At 53.6% G+C, this 18091-nt stretch carries 17 protein-coding genes; 11 read left to right on the forward strand and 6 right to left on the reverse strand.

Translation table 11 applies throughout. The features are described 5' to 3' along the window. Positions 1-8: 8 nt before the first annotated feature. The 5 genes from motA (at position 9) to CRO33_RS11820 (ending at position 4737) form a co-directional block, all read left to right on the forward strand. Positions 9-902: a flagellar motor stator protein MotA gene (gene motA / locus CRO33_RS11800; RefSeq protein WP_097118269.1), complete on the forward strand. Its 894-nt coding sequence runs from the start codon at positions 9-11 to the stop codon at positions 900-902. Beyond that, a complete protein-coding gene (motB, locus tag CRO33_RS11805) occupies positions 899-1798 on the forward strand; it encodes a flagellar motor protein MotB (RefSeq protein WP_097118270.1) in 900 nt (299 codons plus the stop codon). The genes motA and motB overlap by 4 nt, the downstream gene beginning before the upstream one ends. Next, positions 1785-3836, forward strand: a complete 2052-nt coding sequence (gene cheA, locus CRO33_RS11810; protein WP_097118271.1) for a chemotaxis protein CheA — start codon at positions 1785-1787, stop codon at positions 3834-3836. The genes motB and cheA overlap by 14 nt, the downstream gene beginning before the upstream one ends. Continuing rightward, a complete protein-coding gene (locus CRO33_RS11815) occupies positions 3833-4327 on the forward strand; it encodes a chemotaxis protein CheW (RefSeq protein WP_034826310.1) in 495 nt (164 codons plus the stop codon). The genes cheA and CRO33_RS11815 overlap by 4 nt, the downstream gene beginning before the upstream one ends. Before the next feature lie 80 nt (positions 4328-4407). Then, complete coding sequence (locus CRO33_RS11820; protein ID WP_097118272.1) at positions 4408-4737, forward strand: DUF1493 family protein; 330 nt, start codon at positions 4408-4410, stop codon at positions 4735-4737. Between the two features lie 37 nt (positions 4738-4774). Here CRO33_RS11820 and CRO33_RS11825 read toward each other — a convergent pair whose 3' ends face one another. Together CRO33_RS11825 and CRO33_RS11830 are read right to left on the reverse strand one after the other, a co-directional pair. Further along, positions 4775-5275, reverse strand: coding sequence for a DUF4411 family protein (locus CRO33_RS11825; RefSeq protein ID WP_097118273.1), 501 nt, complete (start codon positions 5273-5275; stop codon positions 4775-4777). Further along, positions 5272-6417, reverse strand: a complete 1146-nt coding sequence (locus tag CRO33_RS11830; protein WP_097118274.1) for a helix-turn-helix domain-containing protein — start codon at positions 6415-6417, stop codon at positions 5272-5274. The genes CRO33_RS11825 and CRO33_RS11830 overlap by 4 nt, the downstream gene beginning before the upstream one ends. Before the next feature lie 387 nt (positions 6418-6804). On the opposite strand from CRO33_RS11830, the gene CRO33_RS11835 reads away from it, so the two are divergent. Next, entirely contained in the window at positions 6805-7854 is a 1050-nt protein-coding gene (locus CRO33_RS11835) for a DUF1176 domain-containing protein (RefSeq protein ID WP_097118275.1), read from the forward strand. 137 nt (positions 7855-7991) lie between these two features. Here the strand turns inward: CRO33_RS11835 and CRO33_RS11840 are convergent, their stop codons facing one another. After that, on the reverse strand, positions 7992-8669 hold the full coding sequence (locus CRO33_RS11840) for a YecA/YgfB family protein (RefSeq protein WP_097118276.1): 678 nt from the start codon (positions 8667-8669) through the stop codon (positions 7992-7994). Positions 8670-8877: 208 nt separating this feature from the next. Between CRO33_RS11840 and CRO33_RS11845 the strand changes: the two genes are divergently transcribed. From CRO33_RS11845 to CRO33_RS11860, 4 genes are all read left to right on the forward strand, one after another. Further along, entirely contained in the window at positions 8878-9894 is a 1017-nt protein-coding gene (locus tag CRO33_RS11845) for an isopenicillin N synthase family dioxygenase (protein WP_097118277.1), read from the forward strand. An 18-nt stretch (positions 9895-9912) separates the two neighbouring features. Continuing rightward, positions 9913-10695, forward strand: coding sequence for a MetQ/NlpA family ABC transporter substrate-binding protein (locus CRO33_RS11850; RefSeq protein WP_097118278.1), 783 nt, complete (start codon positions 9913-9915; stop codon positions 10693-10695). Positions 10696-10842: 147 nt separating this feature from the next. Then, entirely contained in the window at positions 10843-12021 is a 1179-nt protein-coding gene (locus tag CRO33_RS11855) for a serine hydrolase domain-containing protein (RefSeq protein WP_176505763.1), read from the forward strand. Positions 12022-12181: 160 nt separating this feature from the next. Beyond that, on the forward strand, positions 12182-12676 hold the full coding sequence (locus CRO33_RS11860; protein WP_034826295.1) for an RcnB family protein: 495 nt from the start codon (positions 12182-12184) through the stop codon (positions 12674-12676). A 30-nt stretch (positions 12677-12706) separates the two neighbouring features. Here CRO33_RS11860 and pdxR read toward each other — a convergent pair whose 3' ends face one another. Then, positions 12707-14158 (reverse strand): MocR-like pyridoxine biosynthesis transcription factor PdxR, encoded by a 1452-nt coding sequence (gene pdxR / locus CRO33_RS11865; RefSeq protein ID WP_097118279.1) that lies wholly within the window; start codon positions 14156-14158, stop codon positions 12707-12709. Positions 14159-14264: 106 nt separating this feature from the next. Between pdxR and CRO33_RS11870 the strand changes: the two genes are divergently transcribed. Continuing rightward, positions 14265-14969: a GNAT family N-acetyltransferase gene (locus tag CRO33_RS11870; protein WP_097118280.1), complete on the forward strand. Its 705-nt coding sequence runs from the start codon at positions 14265-14267 to the stop codon at positions 14967-14969. Positions 14970-15001: 32 nt separating this feature from the next. On the opposite strand, the gene CRO33_RS11875 is transcribed toward CRO33_RS11870, so the two are convergent. Both CRO33_RS11875 and opgB read right to left on the reverse strand, forming a co-directional pair. Continuing rightward, positions 15002-15577 carry a hypothetical protein gene (locus tag CRO33_RS11875; RefSeq protein ID WP_141399017.1) on the reverse strand — a complete coding sequence of 192 codons (576 nt, stop codon included), beginning with the start codon at positions 15575-15577 and terminating at the stop codon, positions 15002-15004. A gap of 199 nt (positions 15578-15776) precedes the next feature. Continuing rightward, the gene (gene opgB, locus CRO33_RS11880; RefSeq protein WP_097118282.1) at positions 15777-18068 is read right to left on the reverse strand and encodes a phosphatidylglycerol--membrane-oligosaccharide glycerophosphotransferase; all 2292 of its coding nucleotides are present in this window, start codon (positions 18066-18068) and stop codon (positions 15777-15779) included. Positions 18069-18091 lie beyond the last annotated feature (23 nt).

The raw sequence follows: 18091 nt of genomic DNA on the forward strand, positions 1-18091 counted from the left end.
GAGCAATCGTGTTAGTTATTTTTGGCTATCTTGTTGTTATATCAACAGTGTTTGGCGGATTTATGCTGGCTGGCGGTCAAATGGCCGCGCTGTTTCAACCTATCGAACTGCTGATCATTGGTGGCGCGGGTATGGGTGCCTTTCTGGTGGGCAACAATATTAAGTCGCTGAAGGCCACGGGCAAAGCGTTGGTAAAGCTGTTTGTTGGCCGCAGCTACAGCAAAGCGATTTACATGGATTTGATGGCTTTGCTGTTCCTCTTGCTGTCGAAGAGTCGCATGCAAGGGTTGATGTCGCTGGAGGAGGACATTGAAGAACCGGAAAGCAGTGAGATCTTCAGCGCCTATCCGCGTCTGCTCAATGACCCCATGCTAAAAAATTTCGTGCTGGATTATTTTCGCCTGATGATCGCCGGCAGCATGAATGCGCATGAAATCGAAGCGCTGATGGATGAAGAGATTGAAACCTGCGAAGAGGAGCTGGAAGTGCCGGCTAACAGCATGAACACGCTGGGTGATGGCTTTCCCGCTTTCGGAATCGTAGCGGCGGTGATGGGGGTGGTGAATGCGCTGGCCGCCGCCGATCGACCGGCCTCCGAGCTGGGCGTGCTGATCGCCCACGCCATGGTCGGCACCTTCCTTGGCATCCTGCTGGCGTACGGTTTTGTATTGCCGCTCGCCACGCTACTACGACAGAAGAGCAGCGATCAGGTCAAAATTTTGCAGTGCATCAAAGTCACGCTGCTCTCCAGCCTAAATGGCTATGCGCCGCAGATTGCGGTGGAATTTGGTCGCAAAACCATCTTCACCAGCGAACGCCCCTCCTTTGAAGAGCTGGAAGAGCACGTGCGTAGCGTGAAATCGAACGCCAGCAAAATGAAGCCGTCGGACGCCAGCGCATGAAGGACGGCAGCCCGGTCATCATCGTTCGCCGCCGTAAAAAGCATAAACATGCGCATCATGGGGGGACGTGGAAAATCGCTTATGCCGATTTCATCACCGCGATGATGGCGTTCTTTTTAGTGATGTGGCTACTGTCGCAGTCCACCGCGCAGCAACGCGAAATGATTGCCGATTACTTTCGCACCCCGTTAAAAACCACGCTGGCGCAGGGCAACAAAGCCAGCCTCAGCGACAGCGTCATTCCCGGCGGCGGGGACGATCTGATTAAACAGCAGGGCGAAGTCTATAAAAGCAGGCTGGATGCGTTAAAGCGCCAGATGGAGAGCCTGAAGCGGGCAAAACAGAAACTGCAGCAGATGATTGCCACCGATCCCCGACTGAATAATTTCCAGTCAAATCTGCTGCTGACGCTCACGCAGGATGGTCTGCTGATTCAGATTACCGATTCGCAACAGCGCCCGATGTTCAAGCTGGGCAGCGAGCAGCCCGAACCCTACATGTTGGGCATTCTGGAGGCGTTGGTGCCGCTGCTCAACGAGTTGCCGAATGCGATCAGTTTGACCGGCCACACCGATTCGCTGCCCTACGCGGGCGGTGTCAGTGGATACAGCAACTGGGAACTGTCAGCGGGACGTTCCAACGCCACGCGACGCGTGCTGACCCATAGCGGATTGGCGGATGAACGTTTTCTGCGGGTGATTGGCACCGCCAGCCGTATGCCGCTGGAAGAAAGTAGACCAGAGGATCCGCGTAATCGCCGCATCAGCATTCTTGTCCTCAGCCACATGAAAGAGCAGGAGATCCAGATGGAAAATACCCTCGCGCAGCACCCTGATGCCCTATTGCAGGATGCCTCCATTCAGCCTGTTGAAGGACACTCCGATGGAATTGAATGATTTTTCGCAGATATTTTTCAGTGAAGCTGAAGAGTTGCTGGCAGAGATGGAACTGCACCTGTTGCAGCTGGATATTGCCGCGCCCGATATTGAGCAGCTCAATGCCATCTTTCGCGCCGCGCACTCGCTGAAGGGCGGGGCGGGTACCTTTGGTTTTGATGCGCTGCAGAAAACCACCCATCTGCTGGAAAACCTGCTGGATGAGGCGCGCAGCGGTGAACGCAGGCTTAACCGGGCAACGGTTCAGCTGTTGCTGGAGAGCAAAGACATCATGCAAAACCAGCTTGCCGCGTACCGCGCGTCTCAGCCGCCCGATGAGGCGCGCTTTCAATACATCTGCGAAGCCCTGCGGCAGATTGCGCTTGAGGCTGCCGAGCCAGCTGCGATAGCAGGTGATGCCGCTGAAGCTGAATTATGCATTACGCTGAGTGATATCGAAGAAGGCGAACAAACGCTGCTCAGACAAGAGCTGGAAAACCTCGGATCGCTGCGCCATCAGGAGCAGACGTCGAAAAGCCTGAAAGTGGTGCTCGCCACCGCTACGCCAGCCGACGATATTCGTGCGGTGCTTGGTTTTGTGCTGAATGACACGCAGATCGCTATTGAACCGGTGGTCGCCGTACCTGCTGCCCCCACATTGACTGCGGAACCCGAGCCCACGGCTTCCGTATTGGCTGCACCTTCTGCGCCGACATCTACGGTGCCGCTTACTGCTCCGGCGCCAACCGCGTCCCCGGGCACTTCTACTGCTCCGGCGCCAGCCACGTCTACGGCCACGTCTATACCCCCGGCACCCACGCCTTCTACCGCGCCGCGTGCGGCCAGCCAGGAATCCAGCAGCATTCGTGTTGCCGTTAGCAAAGTCGATCAAATCATTAATCAGGTCGGCGAGCTGATCATCACCCAGGCAATGCTGTCTCAGCTCACCCAAACATTGGATAACGCCAATCATGACGCGTTGCTCAACTGCGTGGCGCAAATGGAGCGCAACACGCGTGAACTGCAAGAGTCGGTGATGTCGATTCGTATGATGCCGATGGACTACGTTTTTAGCCGTTTTCCTCGTCTGGTGCACGATCTCGGTTCGCGTCTCGACAAAGAGATTGAGCTGACGCTGAAAGGCGGTTCCGCCGAGCTGGATAAAAGCCTGATTGAACGCATTATCGATCCGCTGACTCACCTGGTGCGCAATAGTCTCGACCACGGCATTGAAGCCAAAGCACAGCGCATTGCCCAGGGCAAACCGGGCACCGGCAATCTGACGCTCTCCGCTGAACATCACGGCGGCAATATCGTGATCGAAGTAACGGATGATGGCGCGGGCTTGAACAGGGAAAAAATTCTCGCCAAAGCGCGCTCGCAGGGCATGAGCATTAGCGACACGCTCAGCGATGACGAAGTGTGGATGCTCATCTTCGCCGCCGGATTCTCCACCGCAGAAAGTGTCACCGATGTCTCCGGGCGCGGCGTGGGTATGGATGTGGTGCGGCGAAATATTCTGGCGATGGGCGGCCATGTGGAGGTGCAATCGCGGCAGGGAAAGGGCACCACAGTCCGCATCCTGTTGCCGCTGACGCTGGCGATCCTCGACGGCATGTTGGTCAGGGTAGCCGAGGAGATTTATGTGTTGCCGCTGGGTGCGGTGATGGAATCGCTGATGCCGCAGGAGGAGATGCTGTACCGCTATGTGGGTGACGAACGTTTGCTGCAGGTGCGTGGCGAGTATTTACCGCTGGTGATGCTGCGTCAGCGTTTTTCGGTAAGCGGGCAAGCCCCGAGTGATAACGGCATCGTGGTGATTGTGCAGAGCGCCGGCTGTCGCTACGCGCTGTGGGTCGATCAGCTGATTGGCCAGCAGCAGGTAGTGGTGAAAAACCTCGAACAAAACTATCGCAAAGTGACCGGCGTGTCTGCTGCCACCATTCTCGGTGATGGCAGCGTGGCGCTGATTCTGGATGTGGTTGAGCTGGCAACCTTAGCGCATCCACAGGAAAACGCTGACCGTCTGCGTGTCAGCCAACAGGAGGTAGCAGCATGACATTATCGAAAGCGCTTCAGAGTGATACGGCAGCGCAGGAGTATCTGATTTTTCGTCTCGGCGATGAAGAGTACGGCATCGATATTCTCAAAGTGCAGGAGATCCGTGGCTGCGACCGGGCGACGCGCGTGCCCAATGCGCCGGACTTTCTCACCGGTGTGACCAACCTGCGCGGTGTCATCGTGCCGATTGTAGATTTGCGCGTGCGGTTCAGCCTCCAGGTGGTTCACCAGAATGAGAACACCGTCGTGATTGTGCTGAATCTCAGCGACCGCATTGTCGGTATTGTCGTGGATGGCGTGGTGGACGTGTTGTCACTGGATCACGAGCAGATCAAACCCACGCCAGATGTCTCGGCAGCGCTTTCCAGCCGTTATTTGTTGGGTCTGGGTGTGGTGGATAATCGTATGATGATTTTGGTGAATATTGAGAAACTGCTAAGCCGTGAGGAGTTGGATGCCATGGATGCTGTGACCGATGCGTTAGCGTAGCGGCACCGCGCTATCTTTTACGCTACCAGGCGGATGAGATTGCATGGCAGAATAGCCGCTCGTTTAACAGGAGGTGGATCATGACCGACGAAATCGACCAGCGTATCTACGAATTAGTACGTCGCTACGACGGCGTCTATCTGTTTAAACAAAAAACGCTGACGCCACAGATCGATATCGATACCGATCTTAACTTCGAGCGCGAAGAAGTGCAGGCATTAATGGACGAGTTCTTCAGCGAATTCGAGGTGGATCGCGGCGGATTTATGATTGATACCTACTATCCGGAAGAACCGTCACTGGCGCAGATCCTGAATCCCTTCAATAAGCGAGAAGTCCCGGTGGTGCCGGACTTTACCCTGGGTATGCTGATTGAATCCGCCAAAGCAGGGCGTTGGCTGTATGAGTAATACCAACGCCCCGCGATCACTTCACGTGCAGTAGCGGTTAATAATCGTGCCGTTCCAGCACGAAACGCGCGTTGAGCTTTCTTAAAAACTCAAATGTGGTCATGCAAGGAACACCAAATTGGCGGCAGATATTGGGCACTTTCACTTTGCGTGCGTTGGCAGGCAGAGGAAGTTCATGCGTGATAACGGTAGCCCCGATGCTTTTACTTTTTGCGATAATCCATGGGTCAGCTTTTGCCAGAAATAAATCGCGTGACCCTGGATTGAAATCGGCTTTCATTACACCTTCCTCTATTTGCTGAAAAATCAGCTGGGTATCATGATCATCATTAGCAATGAAATGTGCAGGCCTCGCTTTTACCCAGTCTGATAGCTCATCATTTCCGTCTCGTAATTCGCGGGCGATCATGTCTACGCTGCCGACAATGTTGAATGCAAACTGTCTATCCAGCCATTCCCAATAGCCGGGGCAAATATCCATTCCGTAATAAAAGTTTTTCGCCATGATATAAGTGTTTGCATCCAGCAAATATTTCAAAGCCCCATCTCCTCTGCAAATTTTGATAGCCTGGAAGGCTGCATACCATCCAGCAAATCGCTGGCTTCACGTAATAACATTTGACCACTCAGTGCCTGGCTTAAGACAGCACGAGAAAAAGAGGGGCTTATTTGTGCCTTCTTCGTTCTGAAATAACTGGGACCGCCGCTATCATTTTTACTGCGCTGTTGATGGGCAAGTTTCTGCTCTTGGATAAATTGCTGATAATCCTCATGGGAAATCAACTGAAGTGTCAAAGCTCTGCGGGCGATGACCCAACAACTGACATGAAAATGCCCTTCCAGCGGGGCAAGATTTTCGCGCCAGTTTTCCTTATAGGTATTCCATAAAGAGAGGAATTCACTCGCCGGAACCAGGAATTCGGCAGCAACGGCATTGCACAGGATTTCTTCCTGTCTGTGAGTTGATGTGCCTCCATCAGAAACACCGGATTGTCCAATCCAGATATGACCAAGCTCATGAATTAACGTAACTAGTCGAGCGCCGGGTGTATCTGCATGATTTATGAAAATAATGGGAGCAAAATCATCCGCAATGGCGAATCCTCTAAACTCATCCACGTTGAAAGGACGCGTATGATGATTGAGATAAGGCGCTCGCATTACCAGAATACCGAGATCTTCGATACGCTTTATCAATTCATTGTAATAGCTCTCCCAGGTACCGCGTGTTGGGTGCGCCGGTAGATTAAGCTTGTGGCGCATATCCTCAACTATCGCGTTAGCTGAACTGCCGACGGTAAAACGCCCACTAATATTGGGTGCCGCAATTAACTGTTGCTGTAAGTACTCTCTGTACCATTCCTGGCGCATCAGCATAACTTTCAGCAGGTCGATCAATTCAGCACTTGGGCGCAGTGGCCCTTTGCTGCCAATTGTGCGCAAGTCTGGGATGGGCAGTTGTTCTTCGGGAGGATGGGGCAGGAAAAGGTAGCCAAAGGGAACATGTACTTTGCCAGCAAACGCCATTGCCTGATTGAATGTTAAGGGTTGCTGGCCACTTTCCCATTCCTGTAGACGTTCCAGGCTGATGCCGCACTTTTGTGCCAATTTATCCAGGGTAAAACCTGCCCGTTCGCGGGACCAACTGAGCATGGCAGGATTAATATTGGCAATTGTCATAAGGCATCGGGCGTTCAATGAATGTGATGAGAGTATGTGCGCAAGCTTTGAGTCGTTCAATACCTGACCAAATAACGCGTTCCACTCAAGCCAATGTGGCTCATTACGTGAAACGTTAACGCCGATGTTTCCATCAACCCAGCGGTCATGCCACTTCAGACTCCTTTTCTGCTCTAATATCAGCGCGCCAGTTGCCGTTCACTTATTAAAAAAATCTATTAAAAAAAGAGGAAACAGTGAGTTTTATTTTCTTGCGGGGCATCCGATTCACTGGTGTGGCGTCATTATCACGCAGGATCATGGAAAACCTATCAGCGCAAAAAATTCACTTCTCCCGCGCACTAAAAATCATCACACTAGCCACCTTTACCGTTATGGAGTGATGGCATGAAAACCCGATTGCTGCTGGCGTTCGCGCTGCTCACCAGTTTGAGCGTGCCATTGCTGGCAGATGAAGATGGCGTCTCCTTCAGCCATAAAGACTGGGAACTCGCCTGCGACAATACCTTAACCTGCCGCGCTGCGGGTTACAGCGCTGAAGAGGGCGCGGGTGGTTCAGTCCTGCTCACACGTGAGGGCGGGCCCAATGCACCGACCCATGGACGCGTGGTGCTGGCCGATACTGGCGATGATGACTCCAGGCAAGTGGATGCACTGGCGCTGTGGATTGATGATCACGCGCAGGGCGAGGTCACCAAAGTCGAGAACGATGAGTGGACGCTGACCGATGCGCAAACGCTGGCGCTGATTAATGCCATCAAAGGCAGTAGCAAAGTGGAGTTTCGCGGCGGCGAAGAGCCGTTCGAGCTTTCCAGCAATGGTGCCTTTGCCACGCTGCTGAAGATGGACGATGCACAGGGTCGTCTGAGTACGCCTGGCGCGCTGGTGCGCAAGGGCAATAAGCCTGAAAACAGTGTTCCTGCGGCGGTCGCAATGCCGGTGATTCAGCAGGTCAAAGTTGAGAAAGCCGCGCCTCGTCCGTTGAGTGCGGATGAACTGGCGTTGCTCAAGCCGAAGCTGATTGCTTCGCTGACCGATGACGACAGCTGCGATAATCTGGACCCTACGGATGATCAACCTGAAGAGGGCGCTGAGCCGCTCACGTTAACGCCAGTGGATGATACGCATGTGCTGATTGCCGCGCTGTGCTGGCGCGGTGCCTATAACGAAGGCTATGGCTATTGGCTGATGGATCGTGCATTTCAGGGTAAACCGCAGCTGATCACCGATTCCGGTTCCGATTACAGCCAGGGCGTGATTTCCGAGGCGCAGAAAGGCCGCGGTATTGGCGACTGCTGGAGTACAGCGGCCTGGGTATGGGATGGCAAGGATTTCGTGCAGAGCAGTGATGCTACCACCGGCATGTGTCGTGCGATTCGCGCTGGCGGTGCATGGCAATTGCCGACCCTGGTCACTGAGGTGAAGCCCGCCTCTTAATGCGTTGTGAGATTTTGTGAAGCCGGCACAAGGGCCTAATCGCCCTACACGCCCTGAGTTGGGTTCAGTGAAGTTGCAGCATTGAAAGTAGATTGAGGAGAGGGCGCGACCTGGCGCCCTCTCACGGTGATGAGGCGTTATTTACCGCAACACTGCTTGTACTTCTTGCCGCTGCCGCACGGGCAGGGATCGTTACGGCCGGTTTTCTCGCCCGCGAAGTGTGGCAGTTGGGGTTCCGGATCGGGCTGTGCCATGCGCTGTTCCTGCCAGTATTCATGCAACTCCAGCGCCGCCGGGCGAATGGCGTCAATGCTGGCCTCAAACTCCTCTGGCGAGAACGCTTCACGCTTTGCCAATTCCGCTTCACTGCCGTGCAGCGTGATGGCGGCCATCGCCGGTTGCAGGCTTTCAGGCAGTTGATCCCAATCTTGATCTAACGCTACGCCGCGCAGATAGCCATAACACCAGTCTTCCACCACAGTGAACTCCTGACCTTCCATCTCCTGCATGCCAAACAGGGGATCAAACTGATCCGGAAAATCAGCCAGACGCTCAGCAATGTCGTTGAAGTGCTGGAAAATCAGCGCTATAAAGCGATCCATTTCACGCTCGTTGGCCCATTTGGGAATGTGTTTCTTGTCGCCCCACAGCGCCACCAGCCACTCACTCGGTTCGATATCGTTCGGGCCGGAGAGCAGAGCCGTCAGCATGCCATCCAGCTCGGAAGTATCCACCACCGACTGTTCATTGCCGTATTTCTCCAGCATATCTTCCAGCCAGTTCAGTTCTTTCTCGGTTAACGGGCCTTGGTTCATACGGCATCTCCTGTGCGGTGCGGGTAGGCAAAATTTTGACGGCGCGATTATAGCGGTAAGCGGCACGGATTTACCGCTTTTTGCATATAGATTGCTGAAGCTTTCCTAAAAATCATTCGCCATAACATATTGCGCAACAGTATTGGCTGGAATGGAACGCCAGTGGCAGCGTAAACGCAGAACTTTACTGCGTTAAGGACCAAATTGTATGGCAGAAACATTGCCGGTGCTGGATTTGGCACTGCTGGAACTCCCGGATGCTGATCAGTCGCCTTATCTCGCCGAACTGCGCACCACGGCGCGCGATGTCGGTTTTTTCTACCTGATCAATCATGGCATCAATCCACAGTTGCTGCAGAACGTGCAAAGCATCACCCAGGCGTTTTTTGCCCTGCCGGATGAGGAGAAGCAGCGTGTCTCGATGATCCACTCACCGCATTTCCGCGGCTACAACCGAGCTGGCGTGGAATATACCCGTGAGCAACGCGACCAGCGTGAGCAGTTTGATATTGGCGCGGAACGTGTGGCGTTAGCGTTACAAGCGGGCGATCCCGCCTGGAAGCGTCTGCAGGGGCCAAATCTATGGCCAGAGGCGCTGCCGCAACTCAGGCCAGTGATCCACGCCTGGCAGCAGGCGATGACCGGGATTGCACTGCGCCTGTTGCGTGCGTTTGCCAAATCGTTGTCGCTGCCGCCAGATGCATTTGATGCACTGTACGGCACGCATCCCAACGAGCATGTGAAACTGATTCGTTATCCCGGCCAGGCCAGCGATGCCAGCCAGCAGGGCGTCGGCGCGCACAAAGATTCAGGCTTCCTGACGTTTCTGCTACAGGATGAGCAGCCCGGCTTACAGGTTGAAGTGATGCCGGGTCACTGGGTGGATGCATTGCCGAAACCGGGCGCATTTGTGGTGAATATCGGCGAATTGCTGGAGATTGCGACCAATGGTTATTTGCGTGCCACGGTTCACCGTGTGGTATCGCCACCTGCACGCAAAGAGCGTGTTTCCATCGCCTTTTTCCTCGGTGCACAGCTGGATGCCGAAGTGCCGATTTATCAATTACCGCCGCAGCTGGCGGCAGAAGCGCACGGGCCGACCAGCGATCCCGCCAATCCCTTGCTGCGTGAAGTGGGCTGGAACTATCTCAAAGGGCGTTTGCGATCGCATCGCGACGTGGCAGCGCGTTACTACGCCGACGCCCAGAACACGGTTCAATCATAATAAAAGTAAGGAAAGCACATGACTAAAAAGGTGATAGCAACCCTGGCACTGCTCTCGGTATTAAGCACTTATGCTTCGGCAACTGCCTTGCGTGTGGCGGCCGATCCGGTGCCGCACAGCGAAATCCTCAACCACATCAAACAAACCGATAAAAAGCTCGATCTGAAGGTGATTGAGCTCAACGGAAATCTTAACGCCAATGAACTGTTAGCGCGCGGCGATGTGGATGCAAACTACTTCCAGCATGTGCCTTATTTGCGCGATCAAGAAAAAGCGTTGGGGGAGAAATTTGCAGTGGTGGCGACGGTGCATATTGAGCCGTTGGGTATTTACTCGCATAAAGTGAAATCCCTGAAAGATCTGCCTGATGGCGCGCAGGTCGCGGTGCCCAATAATGTCACCAATCTCAGCCGTGCGCTGTATCTGCTGCAGGATAGCGGTCTGATTAAGCTCAAGGGCAGCAACGCCAGTTCACTGGTGACGACGGCAGACATCAGTGACAATCCGCATCACCTCAAGATCATTGAAATCGAAGCGCCACAGCTGCCGCGTGCACTGGATGATGCGCAACTGGCGATCATTAACGGTAACTACGCGTTGCAGGCGGGGTTAGTGCCATCGAAAGATGCGCTGGCGCTGGAGCAGGCAAAAGATAATCCGTATGCGAACGTGCTGGTGACGACGCCAAAACTGGCCCATGATCCGCGGATTCTCGAATTAGCCAAAGATCTGGAGTCAAAGCAAACTGCTGAATTTATCAACCAGCACTATCAAGGTTCGGTGATTCCGGTCAACCCATAATCCCGCCTCGCCACCTGTTTCTGGCAGGTGGCGATTCACCTCTTCTGTGTTATATTTCGCCACAAACACCCATCGCACTTTTTGCTAAAAATAAAAAATATCTTATAAATCAATTGCTATGAAAACTTTCACCAGGAATAATCGGTGATGCGCTGCATCATTCCGCGATCGCTGCTGTTGTGCTTCAGTTTGCTATTGAGCGCCTGTGGCACGCTGTCACAAACTTCTGCGCCGGTCGGCGATAAAGTCTATCTCTCCCATGCGACCTTCAATGAAAACGTCGATGACATCGTGCGGCATTACATGCAGCAAAAGCAGGTGTCGGGCATCAGCATTGCGATTATCCATCAGCGCCAGCCTGCGCAGTTTTATAGTTTTGGCGTAACTGATGCGGTACACCGTTATCCGATCACACCCGATACGTTGTTTGCGCTTGGATCGCTCAGCAAAGGCATAACGGCGGAGGTGATCATTGAGCTGGTGGATCGCGGTGAGCTGCGCTGGAACGATACGCTTGCTACGCTGCTGCCGCCGGATGTGCCGCTCAGTGAAGATGCAAAACGCATCACGCTGCTGCAACTGGTCACGCACACCTCTGGCCTGCCGCGTCAGGATATGGATTTACCGATGTTTATGAAATTTATGGCGTATCTGCGCAGCGGTGAGAATTTTTACGGCAACCTCGATAGCGATGCAGTGCTGAGCTATCTGGCTGATTTTGACGCACCAGCAAAACCCGCGGCGCAGTATTCCAATCTGGGCTATGCGCTGCTCGGCTATATTCTGAAGCATCGTCTGCATCAGGGCATCGAAAGCCTGGCGCAACGCAATCTGTTCCAACCCCTGGGCATGACCAGCAGCAGCTTCAAACCACAAAGCCTGCGTGGCTATCCGATGCGTGCGCTGGGCCATGCGGGCGACCAGCCAAAGCTGATTCCGCGTGGTGAGTTGACGCCGGATTGGGCATTCAGCAATAACATGGTGGCCGCCGCCAGTTTGTATAGCAACGCACGTGATTTAATCCGCTATCTGGATGCGCATCTGCAAAATGACGCCAGCGCACCCATCAATGCGGCTTTTGCGCAGGTCAATCACGGTTACGAGCAACATGGCAATCAGTCTCAGAATATTGCCTGGGTAACAGACACCTATGGTGATCAGAAAATCACTTACCAGGTGGGTTACATTGGCGGTTACTCCAGCTTTATCGGATTTGATAAGCAAAATGGCAATGCCATTGTGGTGCTGCAGAACGCCTTTAACTGGAGCAACTATCTGGGTATTGCTCTGTTGATGGATCTGGCACAGAAGAATCAGGCAGAGTAGCGAACATGGTTGCTTGCAATTTTACTGCGCCAAAAGTCGCTTTTGCTGAGGTATGCTGTGTAGCGAAATTTGACGCGCAAAACGCGCTGGGGGAACCTTGTGCGTGCTGCACTTGTCAGTAGATTGGACAGTTAATAATTAACCAGAGTGGAAATCACCAATGCGCAGGACACACGTCACCCTTCTTTCTGCAGGAATTTTTCTGGGCGCTTTGAGCCTGACTCCAGCCGCACTGGCTGAAGGCGAGCAAACGGATAACGTACCACCGCCACCTCAGGTGCAGCAGACCGCACCCGACGCACAAACTCAGGCTCCGGCAGTGGATGCCCCGGCCAGCAATGAACCAGCCGAATCCAGCGGTGATGTGGCACCGATTCGCCCATCGCAGAATGGGATGCAAGATGCCCCTGCCGGGCAAAATAATTACGATCTGAATACCATCATTATCGACTACAAAGAGTACAAAGTCGGTGATGTGGTACCCGATGAGTATCGTAAAAAGCAGTACACCATCGTGGAGTGGCAGCCACGCCACCTGCCAGCACCGCAGCCTGGTACACACTGGGCTTATATCAATGCCAACTACATCCTGATCACCGACGACAGCGGCAAAATTGTGATGGGTAAATCTGGCGACATCTTCTTCAAAGGTTAATCCTTTGTCGCGGCGGCTATCAGGCCGCCGCTACTTCACGTCCAGGCATTGCGCGATGCGCGCGACGCCGGCAATGATTTGACTGGTACTGCTGTTGCCATACCCGAGCACCAACCCTTGTTGCTTTTCCTCTCCCAGATAAAACCCCGACAGTGCACCGGGCGCATAGCCGCTGGCCATCAGCCTCTCCACCACTTCTGCATCTTGTTGTGTATCAGCCAGGCGCAATACCAGATGCATGCCGCACTCGCCGCCCAGCAACGACGTCTGCGTCCCCAGGGTTAGCAACAGTGCTTCGCGCAAGCTGGTTTGACGCTGCCGATAGAGGCGACGCATTTTGCTCAGATGACGGCTGTAGTCCCCGCTGTGAATAAACTGGGCCAGCGCTTGCTGTTCGGGGCGATTTCCCCCGCGCAGTAACTCATGCAAGGCCGGACGTAACAGGGCCAATAGCTGGGGCGGCAGCACCATAAATCCAATGCGAAGTGCCGGAAACAGCGTTTTACTGAACGATCCCACATAAATCACCGATGATGGCTGCATCATGCCTTGCATCGCAGCGATCGGTTCGCCGCTGTAACGGAAATCACTGTCGTAGTCGTCTTCTATAATCCATGACTGATGTTGGCGCGCTGTGGCGAGAAGAGCCATACGACGAGGCGCGCTCATCACCACGCCTGTAGGATATTGATGAGTTGGGGTGTTGTAGATCAGCCGCGGCGGGCGCTGTTGCCAGTCACGGGTTTGCGGAGCCAGGCCTTGTGCATCCACCTGAATAGGCTCAACGCGCATATCCCCAAGGCGCATGGCGGCTTTTGCTCCGCGATAGCCCGGCTCTTCCACCCAACCTATGTCGCCGCGCTGGCTTAGAAGAGACACGCACAACGTCAGCGCCTGCTGCGCGCCTTCGGTAATGACGATTTGCTCCGGTGTGCAGCGGACGCCGCGCGCCAGTGCCAGATGTTGGGCCAGTGCGGCACGCAGAGCAGGCTCGCCGAGCGGATCACCGTAGCCGAGGAGCTGCTGTGGCTGATGCTGCATCACGCGATTAAGCGTTCGTCGCCACTGGGCCAGCGGGAAGTGTGCCAGCGCGGGAACACCGGGCCGCAGCGCCATCTCCTGGCTTAGGGGGCGGTGGTTGGAGCGAAGCTGCGCCACTCTTGGCGGTAACAGAAGGTCACTGGCGCTGACGTCGTGATTAGGGGAGGATGGCGGTTGCGCGAAAGGACTGATGCGGCTGCCCTGACGATCGCTAATCAAAAAGCCTTCGGCCTGAAGCTGTGCCCAGACGCCGGTTACGGTATTGCGTGACACCTTAAGGTCGGCAGCCAGTTGACGTGTTGAGGGCAAAGGCGTTCCTGCGGAGAGTGCGCCTGTCAGAATGGCTTGTTTAATGCGTTGTAACAGCTGCTGCTGTAGCGTAAGTGCGCCCTCGGGAAGTAACGGTGCCAGTAGCAGGCTGTGCAATTCACTCTCATTCATTATGATTCTTCGTGGATCCATAAATTTCACTGAATGTGGTGCTTTTTAACATGCCAGCGAACTGGCACGCTGTGCAACAGGTATTCTCTGACAAAGGAATTGAGCGATGACGCAACACACTAACCAGTACGGACAACCGGTAGGCGCACCTTTGCCAGAGTGGCAATCGCGCAGTTGGCCCGCTTATGAGACCTTTACCGGCCACTACTGCCGACTGGAACCACTCAGTGCTGAACGCCATGGGCGCGAACTCTATGCTGCCTATGCGCAGGCCAGCGACGGGCGTGACTGGACCTATATGTTTGCTGAGCCTTTCACCGATGAGGATGCTTATCTGGCCTATGCCAGCAAGATCGAGCAGGGTCGCGATCCGATGCATTTCGCGGTGATTGACCTGCAGACTCAGCGTGCCGTCGGAACGTTGGCGCTGATGCGCATCGATACCACGCACGGTTCAATCGAAATCGGGCATGTGGCTTTTTCGCCGCTGCTCAAGCAAACCCGTATGGCAACGGAAGCGCACTATTTGTTGATGCGCTTCGCACTGGAGCAGTTGGGTTATCGTCGCTACGAATGGAAGTGCGATAGCTGCAACCAGCCCTCACGCCAGGCAGCATTGCGGTTAGGTTTCCAATTTGAAGGCACTTTTCGTCAGGCCATCGTGTACAAAGGCCGCAGCCGTGACACCTGCTGGTTCTCCATTATTGATGGAGAGTGGCCGCAGTTGAAACAGGCCTTTGAGCGCTGGCTGGCAGCAGACAATTTCAATGAGGATGGAACGCAGCGCGCAAAGTTGCAGGCGCAGCGTTAATAGCATGTTGACAGCCGGGCGGGATACCCGGCTCAGTTGCTTAACAGATATTTGGTGGTAAACGCGATCATTGTGGTGGCGATAGTGAACATTATGCGTCTCATCCAGACATTGTCTTGTTTTAGCTCGGTAAAACCAATCTGCATGCGTTGATCTAATTCGTTAAATTTAGCATCGTGCTGGCTGAGTTTTTCATCGATTTTCTCAAACCGCTGGTCGATCTTTTCAAACTTTTCATCTATTTTTTCAAATTTTGCATCGATCTTTTCAAATCTTTCATCGATCTTTTCAAATTTCATATCGATTTTGTCGAATCTTTCATCGATCTTTTCAAATTTCACATCGATTTTGTCAAACCTTGCATCGATTTTGTCAAATCGCTGATTGACCTCAGTTTCGAACTTGTCAACACGCCCTTCAAGAGAATCAATGCGCTGATTAGTCGCTCTTTGTTCTCGTACTAAGATTTCCGTTGCTTGCGACAAGTCGAATTTGGTTAAGGCATTTTCTTGCTGCATGTCAGCAAAAATATCCACCATGACTTCGGCCTGCTTGTCCGCAACGCCCGCGTCCTGCAAGGCTTTATAGGCTTTATGAGTGTTAAGCATTGTCAATATCATCCTTATTTCCTCTGGTGTCGTTCCATGAAGAAGCAAGCGTATCCAGAGGGTGATAGTTTCTCAATGTGACAATATGGATTTTGCGCGCTAACTCGGAAAAAATCAATGCTTACAATGAGTAACGTGAATGGCTAATAAAAAGGCCTGCGCACAGGCAGGCCTTGGTTTGTGAAAGAAATAGTTCGCGTTACGGCTGTGGAATTATTTTTATCTCTACCATACCGATACCCAATTTACGCGGGTCCTGGCCCGTGATATTGCCATCGTTGGAGGGCTGGGGCTCCGGCGGTGCGATAACCAAATTGTGGCTGCCGTTGGGGTTACTGAAGTGCAGCGTGGTGGTAGAGAATTCATCACCGAGATTCAGTCTCTGCTCCTCATCACCGACGCGCACCGGGATGGGCCGATGCGCATTAGGGCCATAGGCGCGTGCGGTGATCACCAGATCAAAACGGGCGGGCAACGGATCGACATATTCGATGTTCACTTCCGGTGCCAGATTGGCATTCGACCATCTTCCCCAGCTCTCGGGCCGTGAAATCCCGGTGAAACCTTTCACGCCAGTGGGGGCGCCAGGCACGGTCAGCAGGAAGCTGTCGGCGTTATAGCGAATCGCATTATCTTCCACGCGAATCTGCTGCTCGTTAAGTTGATAAGTCGCGGCACTCACCTCGACTTTCGGGAATTGCGCTTTGCCCTTCCACTGCGGTTTATCGATGCGCGTTACCGTCGGTTTTGCGCCCATCTGGCCCATGGCGACACAGAGATCGGTAGAAAGGGCCAAATCAGGCTGCCATAAGCGGCCCATCTTGAAGCAGCGATCGACCCAGACGAATTTATCCGAGGCGGTAAAGTCCGCGAGCTGGTAGCGCAGTGGAGCAGAATATTCGCCTTCTGGCAGTGGCTCGACGCGATCCTGCCCGACGCGGAACAGAATCGGCAATTTGAAGGTTGATCCCGAGAAGCTGAAGGTGTTTTTGGGCTGATCGATGGTGAAGACATCCATCTTACTGGGGAATTTCCACAGCTGAATGATATCGGCTTTCCATGCCGTCACCTTCTGCGCCATGTCTTCAAACTGAGCCGATAAAGATGTTGAAGAGAGGCCGCTGCGGCCGAGTCCAATTGCCTTATCACCACCCAGAATATCCAGCACCGTCGCGCCGTTATCCAGGGTGCTGCGTTTGCCATCCAGCACTTCCGCCTGTGGCTCGTCACCACGAATCACCATAAACAGATCGCGGCGCGGCTGCTTAATCAGATACTGATGCGCAGTGTTATTCATGGCCAGATGATCCGAACTGACCACGATGATGGTGTTTTTAAACCAGGGCGACGCTTTGATACGCGCAATCAAACGCGCGACATGCTCTTGTGAGCATGCCACAGCGCTGAAGGATTGATTGGGTTTTCCATCGTAGCTGTAACTTTTACGCTGACAGCTGCGCGAGATAAAGCCGTCAGGATGATGGGTGTCCACCGTCAGGGTAAATAAGGCAAATCGCTTTTGCTGACGTGAAAGTTCTTCATACTTATCAAACACTTCATCCATCACCGTGTCATCGTAAAAACCCCAGTTGTTGCGGTAGCCAGGATCGGCAACCCGGCTCTTTAACTCTTCTGAACCATACATATGTGCGGGCGAAAAGCCGTGTGACAGCAGGAAGGTGTCCTTGCCTGCAAAGCGTAAATCCGCGCCCTGAATAAACCAGTTTTCATAACCGGAGTTCTTCAGGATATCGCCGAGGCAAATATTCTGTGGGTAGAAGCTGGAAAGCGAGGCCGAGGCGTTGCCATCAAAAGGCGCAAACAGGGGAATACCGCATTGCGAAGCCACCATCCCCGCGATGGTGTAATCGGTGCCTGGCAACTGTTCGGTTTCACTGAAATCGATGCTCTGGTCTTTTTCGCGACTCAGTTCCGGCGCGAGTCCGGGGAAAGCATCTTGATCAAAATAGGTGCGTTCAAGGCTCTCACCGTAGATGTACACCAGGTTAAGTTTGGGTTCGGGAATGGTTTTATTGGGCGTCTTATAATAGTTATCGAAATCAGAGTCGGCCAGACGTGAGTGCGAGGCAATAAGATCTTTCACCTGACGAAAAGCAGGTGTGGTTTGCACCGAACCTGCCGCGCAGGCGATAGCCAGTAAACTCCAGCCTAAATGATGCGGCCGTCTACGGCGGCGTAGCAGCCAGGAAAGCAGGCAAAACAGCAAAAACAGGCCAATGATTAATCCAATGGCGGGCACCACATATTTACTGACGCCGGCACCTGTCAGGCTGTTGGTCAGGGTATACAGCACCGCATCGGTGATGCCATCGCCGGTAAAATAGTTGCTGGCAAACAGCGTGGCATTGAGCACGATAAACAGCGTGAGCAGCACTAAGATCAGGATAAACCAGAATTTATTTCGCCCGGCTTTACAGGAGTAAACGGCGATTGCCGCTAAAAAGAGTACAACCGAAACCAACTCGGACAAGGTTTGATCCTCACATAAATTAG

This window comes from Pantoea sp. GL120224-02 (assembly GCF_900215395.1).
GTDB classification, from domain to species: Bacteria; Pseudomonadota; Gammaproteobacteria; order Enterobacterales; family Enterobacteriaceae; genus Pantoea; species Pantoea communis.

Excerpts from the sequence above, each read along its gene's own strand:
- CRO33_RS11845 (WP_097118277.1), top strand. The coding sequence starts at position 8,878 with ATGGCAGAAACATTGCCGGTGCTGGATTTGGCACTGCTGGAACTCCCG.
- CRO33_RS11860 (WP_034826295.1), top strand. The coding sequence starts at position 12,182 with ATGCGCAGGACACACGTCACCCTTCTTTCTGCAGGAATTTTTCTGGGC.
- CRO33_RS11855 (WP_176505763.1), top strand. The coding sequence starts at position 10,843 with ATGCGCTGCATCATTCCGCGATCGCTGCTGTTGTGCTTCAGTTTGCTA.
- CRO33_RS11820 (WP_097118272.1), top strand. The coding sequence starts at position 4,408 with ATGACCGACGAAATCGACCAGCGTATCTACGAATTAGTACGTCGCTAC.
- CRO33_RS11870 (WP_097118280.1), top strand. The coding sequence starts at position 14,265 with ATGACGCAACACACTAACCAGTACGGACAACCGGTAGGCGCACCTTTG.
- motB (WP_097118270.1), top strand. The coding sequence starts at position 899 with ATGAAGGACGGCAGCCCGGTCATCATCGTTCGCCGCCGTAAAAAGCAT.
- cheA (WP_097118271.1), top strand. The coding sequence starts at position 1,785 with ATGGAATTGAATGATTTTTCGCAGATATTTTTCAGTGAAGCTGAAGAG.
- CRO33_RS11830 (WP_097118274.1), bottom strand. The coding sequence starts at position 6,417 with ATGACAATTGCCAATATTAATCCTGCCATGCTCAGTTGGTCCCGCGAA.
- CRO33_RS11875 (WP_141399017.1), bottom strand. The coding sequence starts at position 15,577 with ATGCTTAACACTCATAAAGCCTATAAAGCCTTGCAGGACGCGGGCGTT.
- CRO33_RS11840 (WP_097118276.1), bottom strand. The coding sequence starts at position 8,669 with ATGAACCAAGGCCCGTTAACCGAGAAAGAACTGAACTGGCTGGAAGAT.
- CRO33_RS11835 (WP_097118275.1), top strand. The coding sequence starts at position 6,805 with ATGAAAACCCGATTGCTGCTGGCGTTCGCGCTGCTCACCAGTTTGAGC.
- CRO33_RS11850 (WP_097118278.1), top strand. The coding sequence starts at position 9,913 with ATGACTAAAAAGGTGATAGCAACCCTGGCACTGCTCTCGGTATTAAGC.
- CRO33_RS11815 (WP_034826310.1), top strand. The coding sequence starts at position 3,833 with ATGACATTATCGAAAGCGCTTCAGAGTGATACGGCAGCGCAGGAGTAT.
- pdxR (WP_097118279.1), bottom strand. The coding sequence starts at position 14,158 with ATGAATGAGAGTGAATTGCACAGCCTGCTACTGGCACCGTTACTTCCC.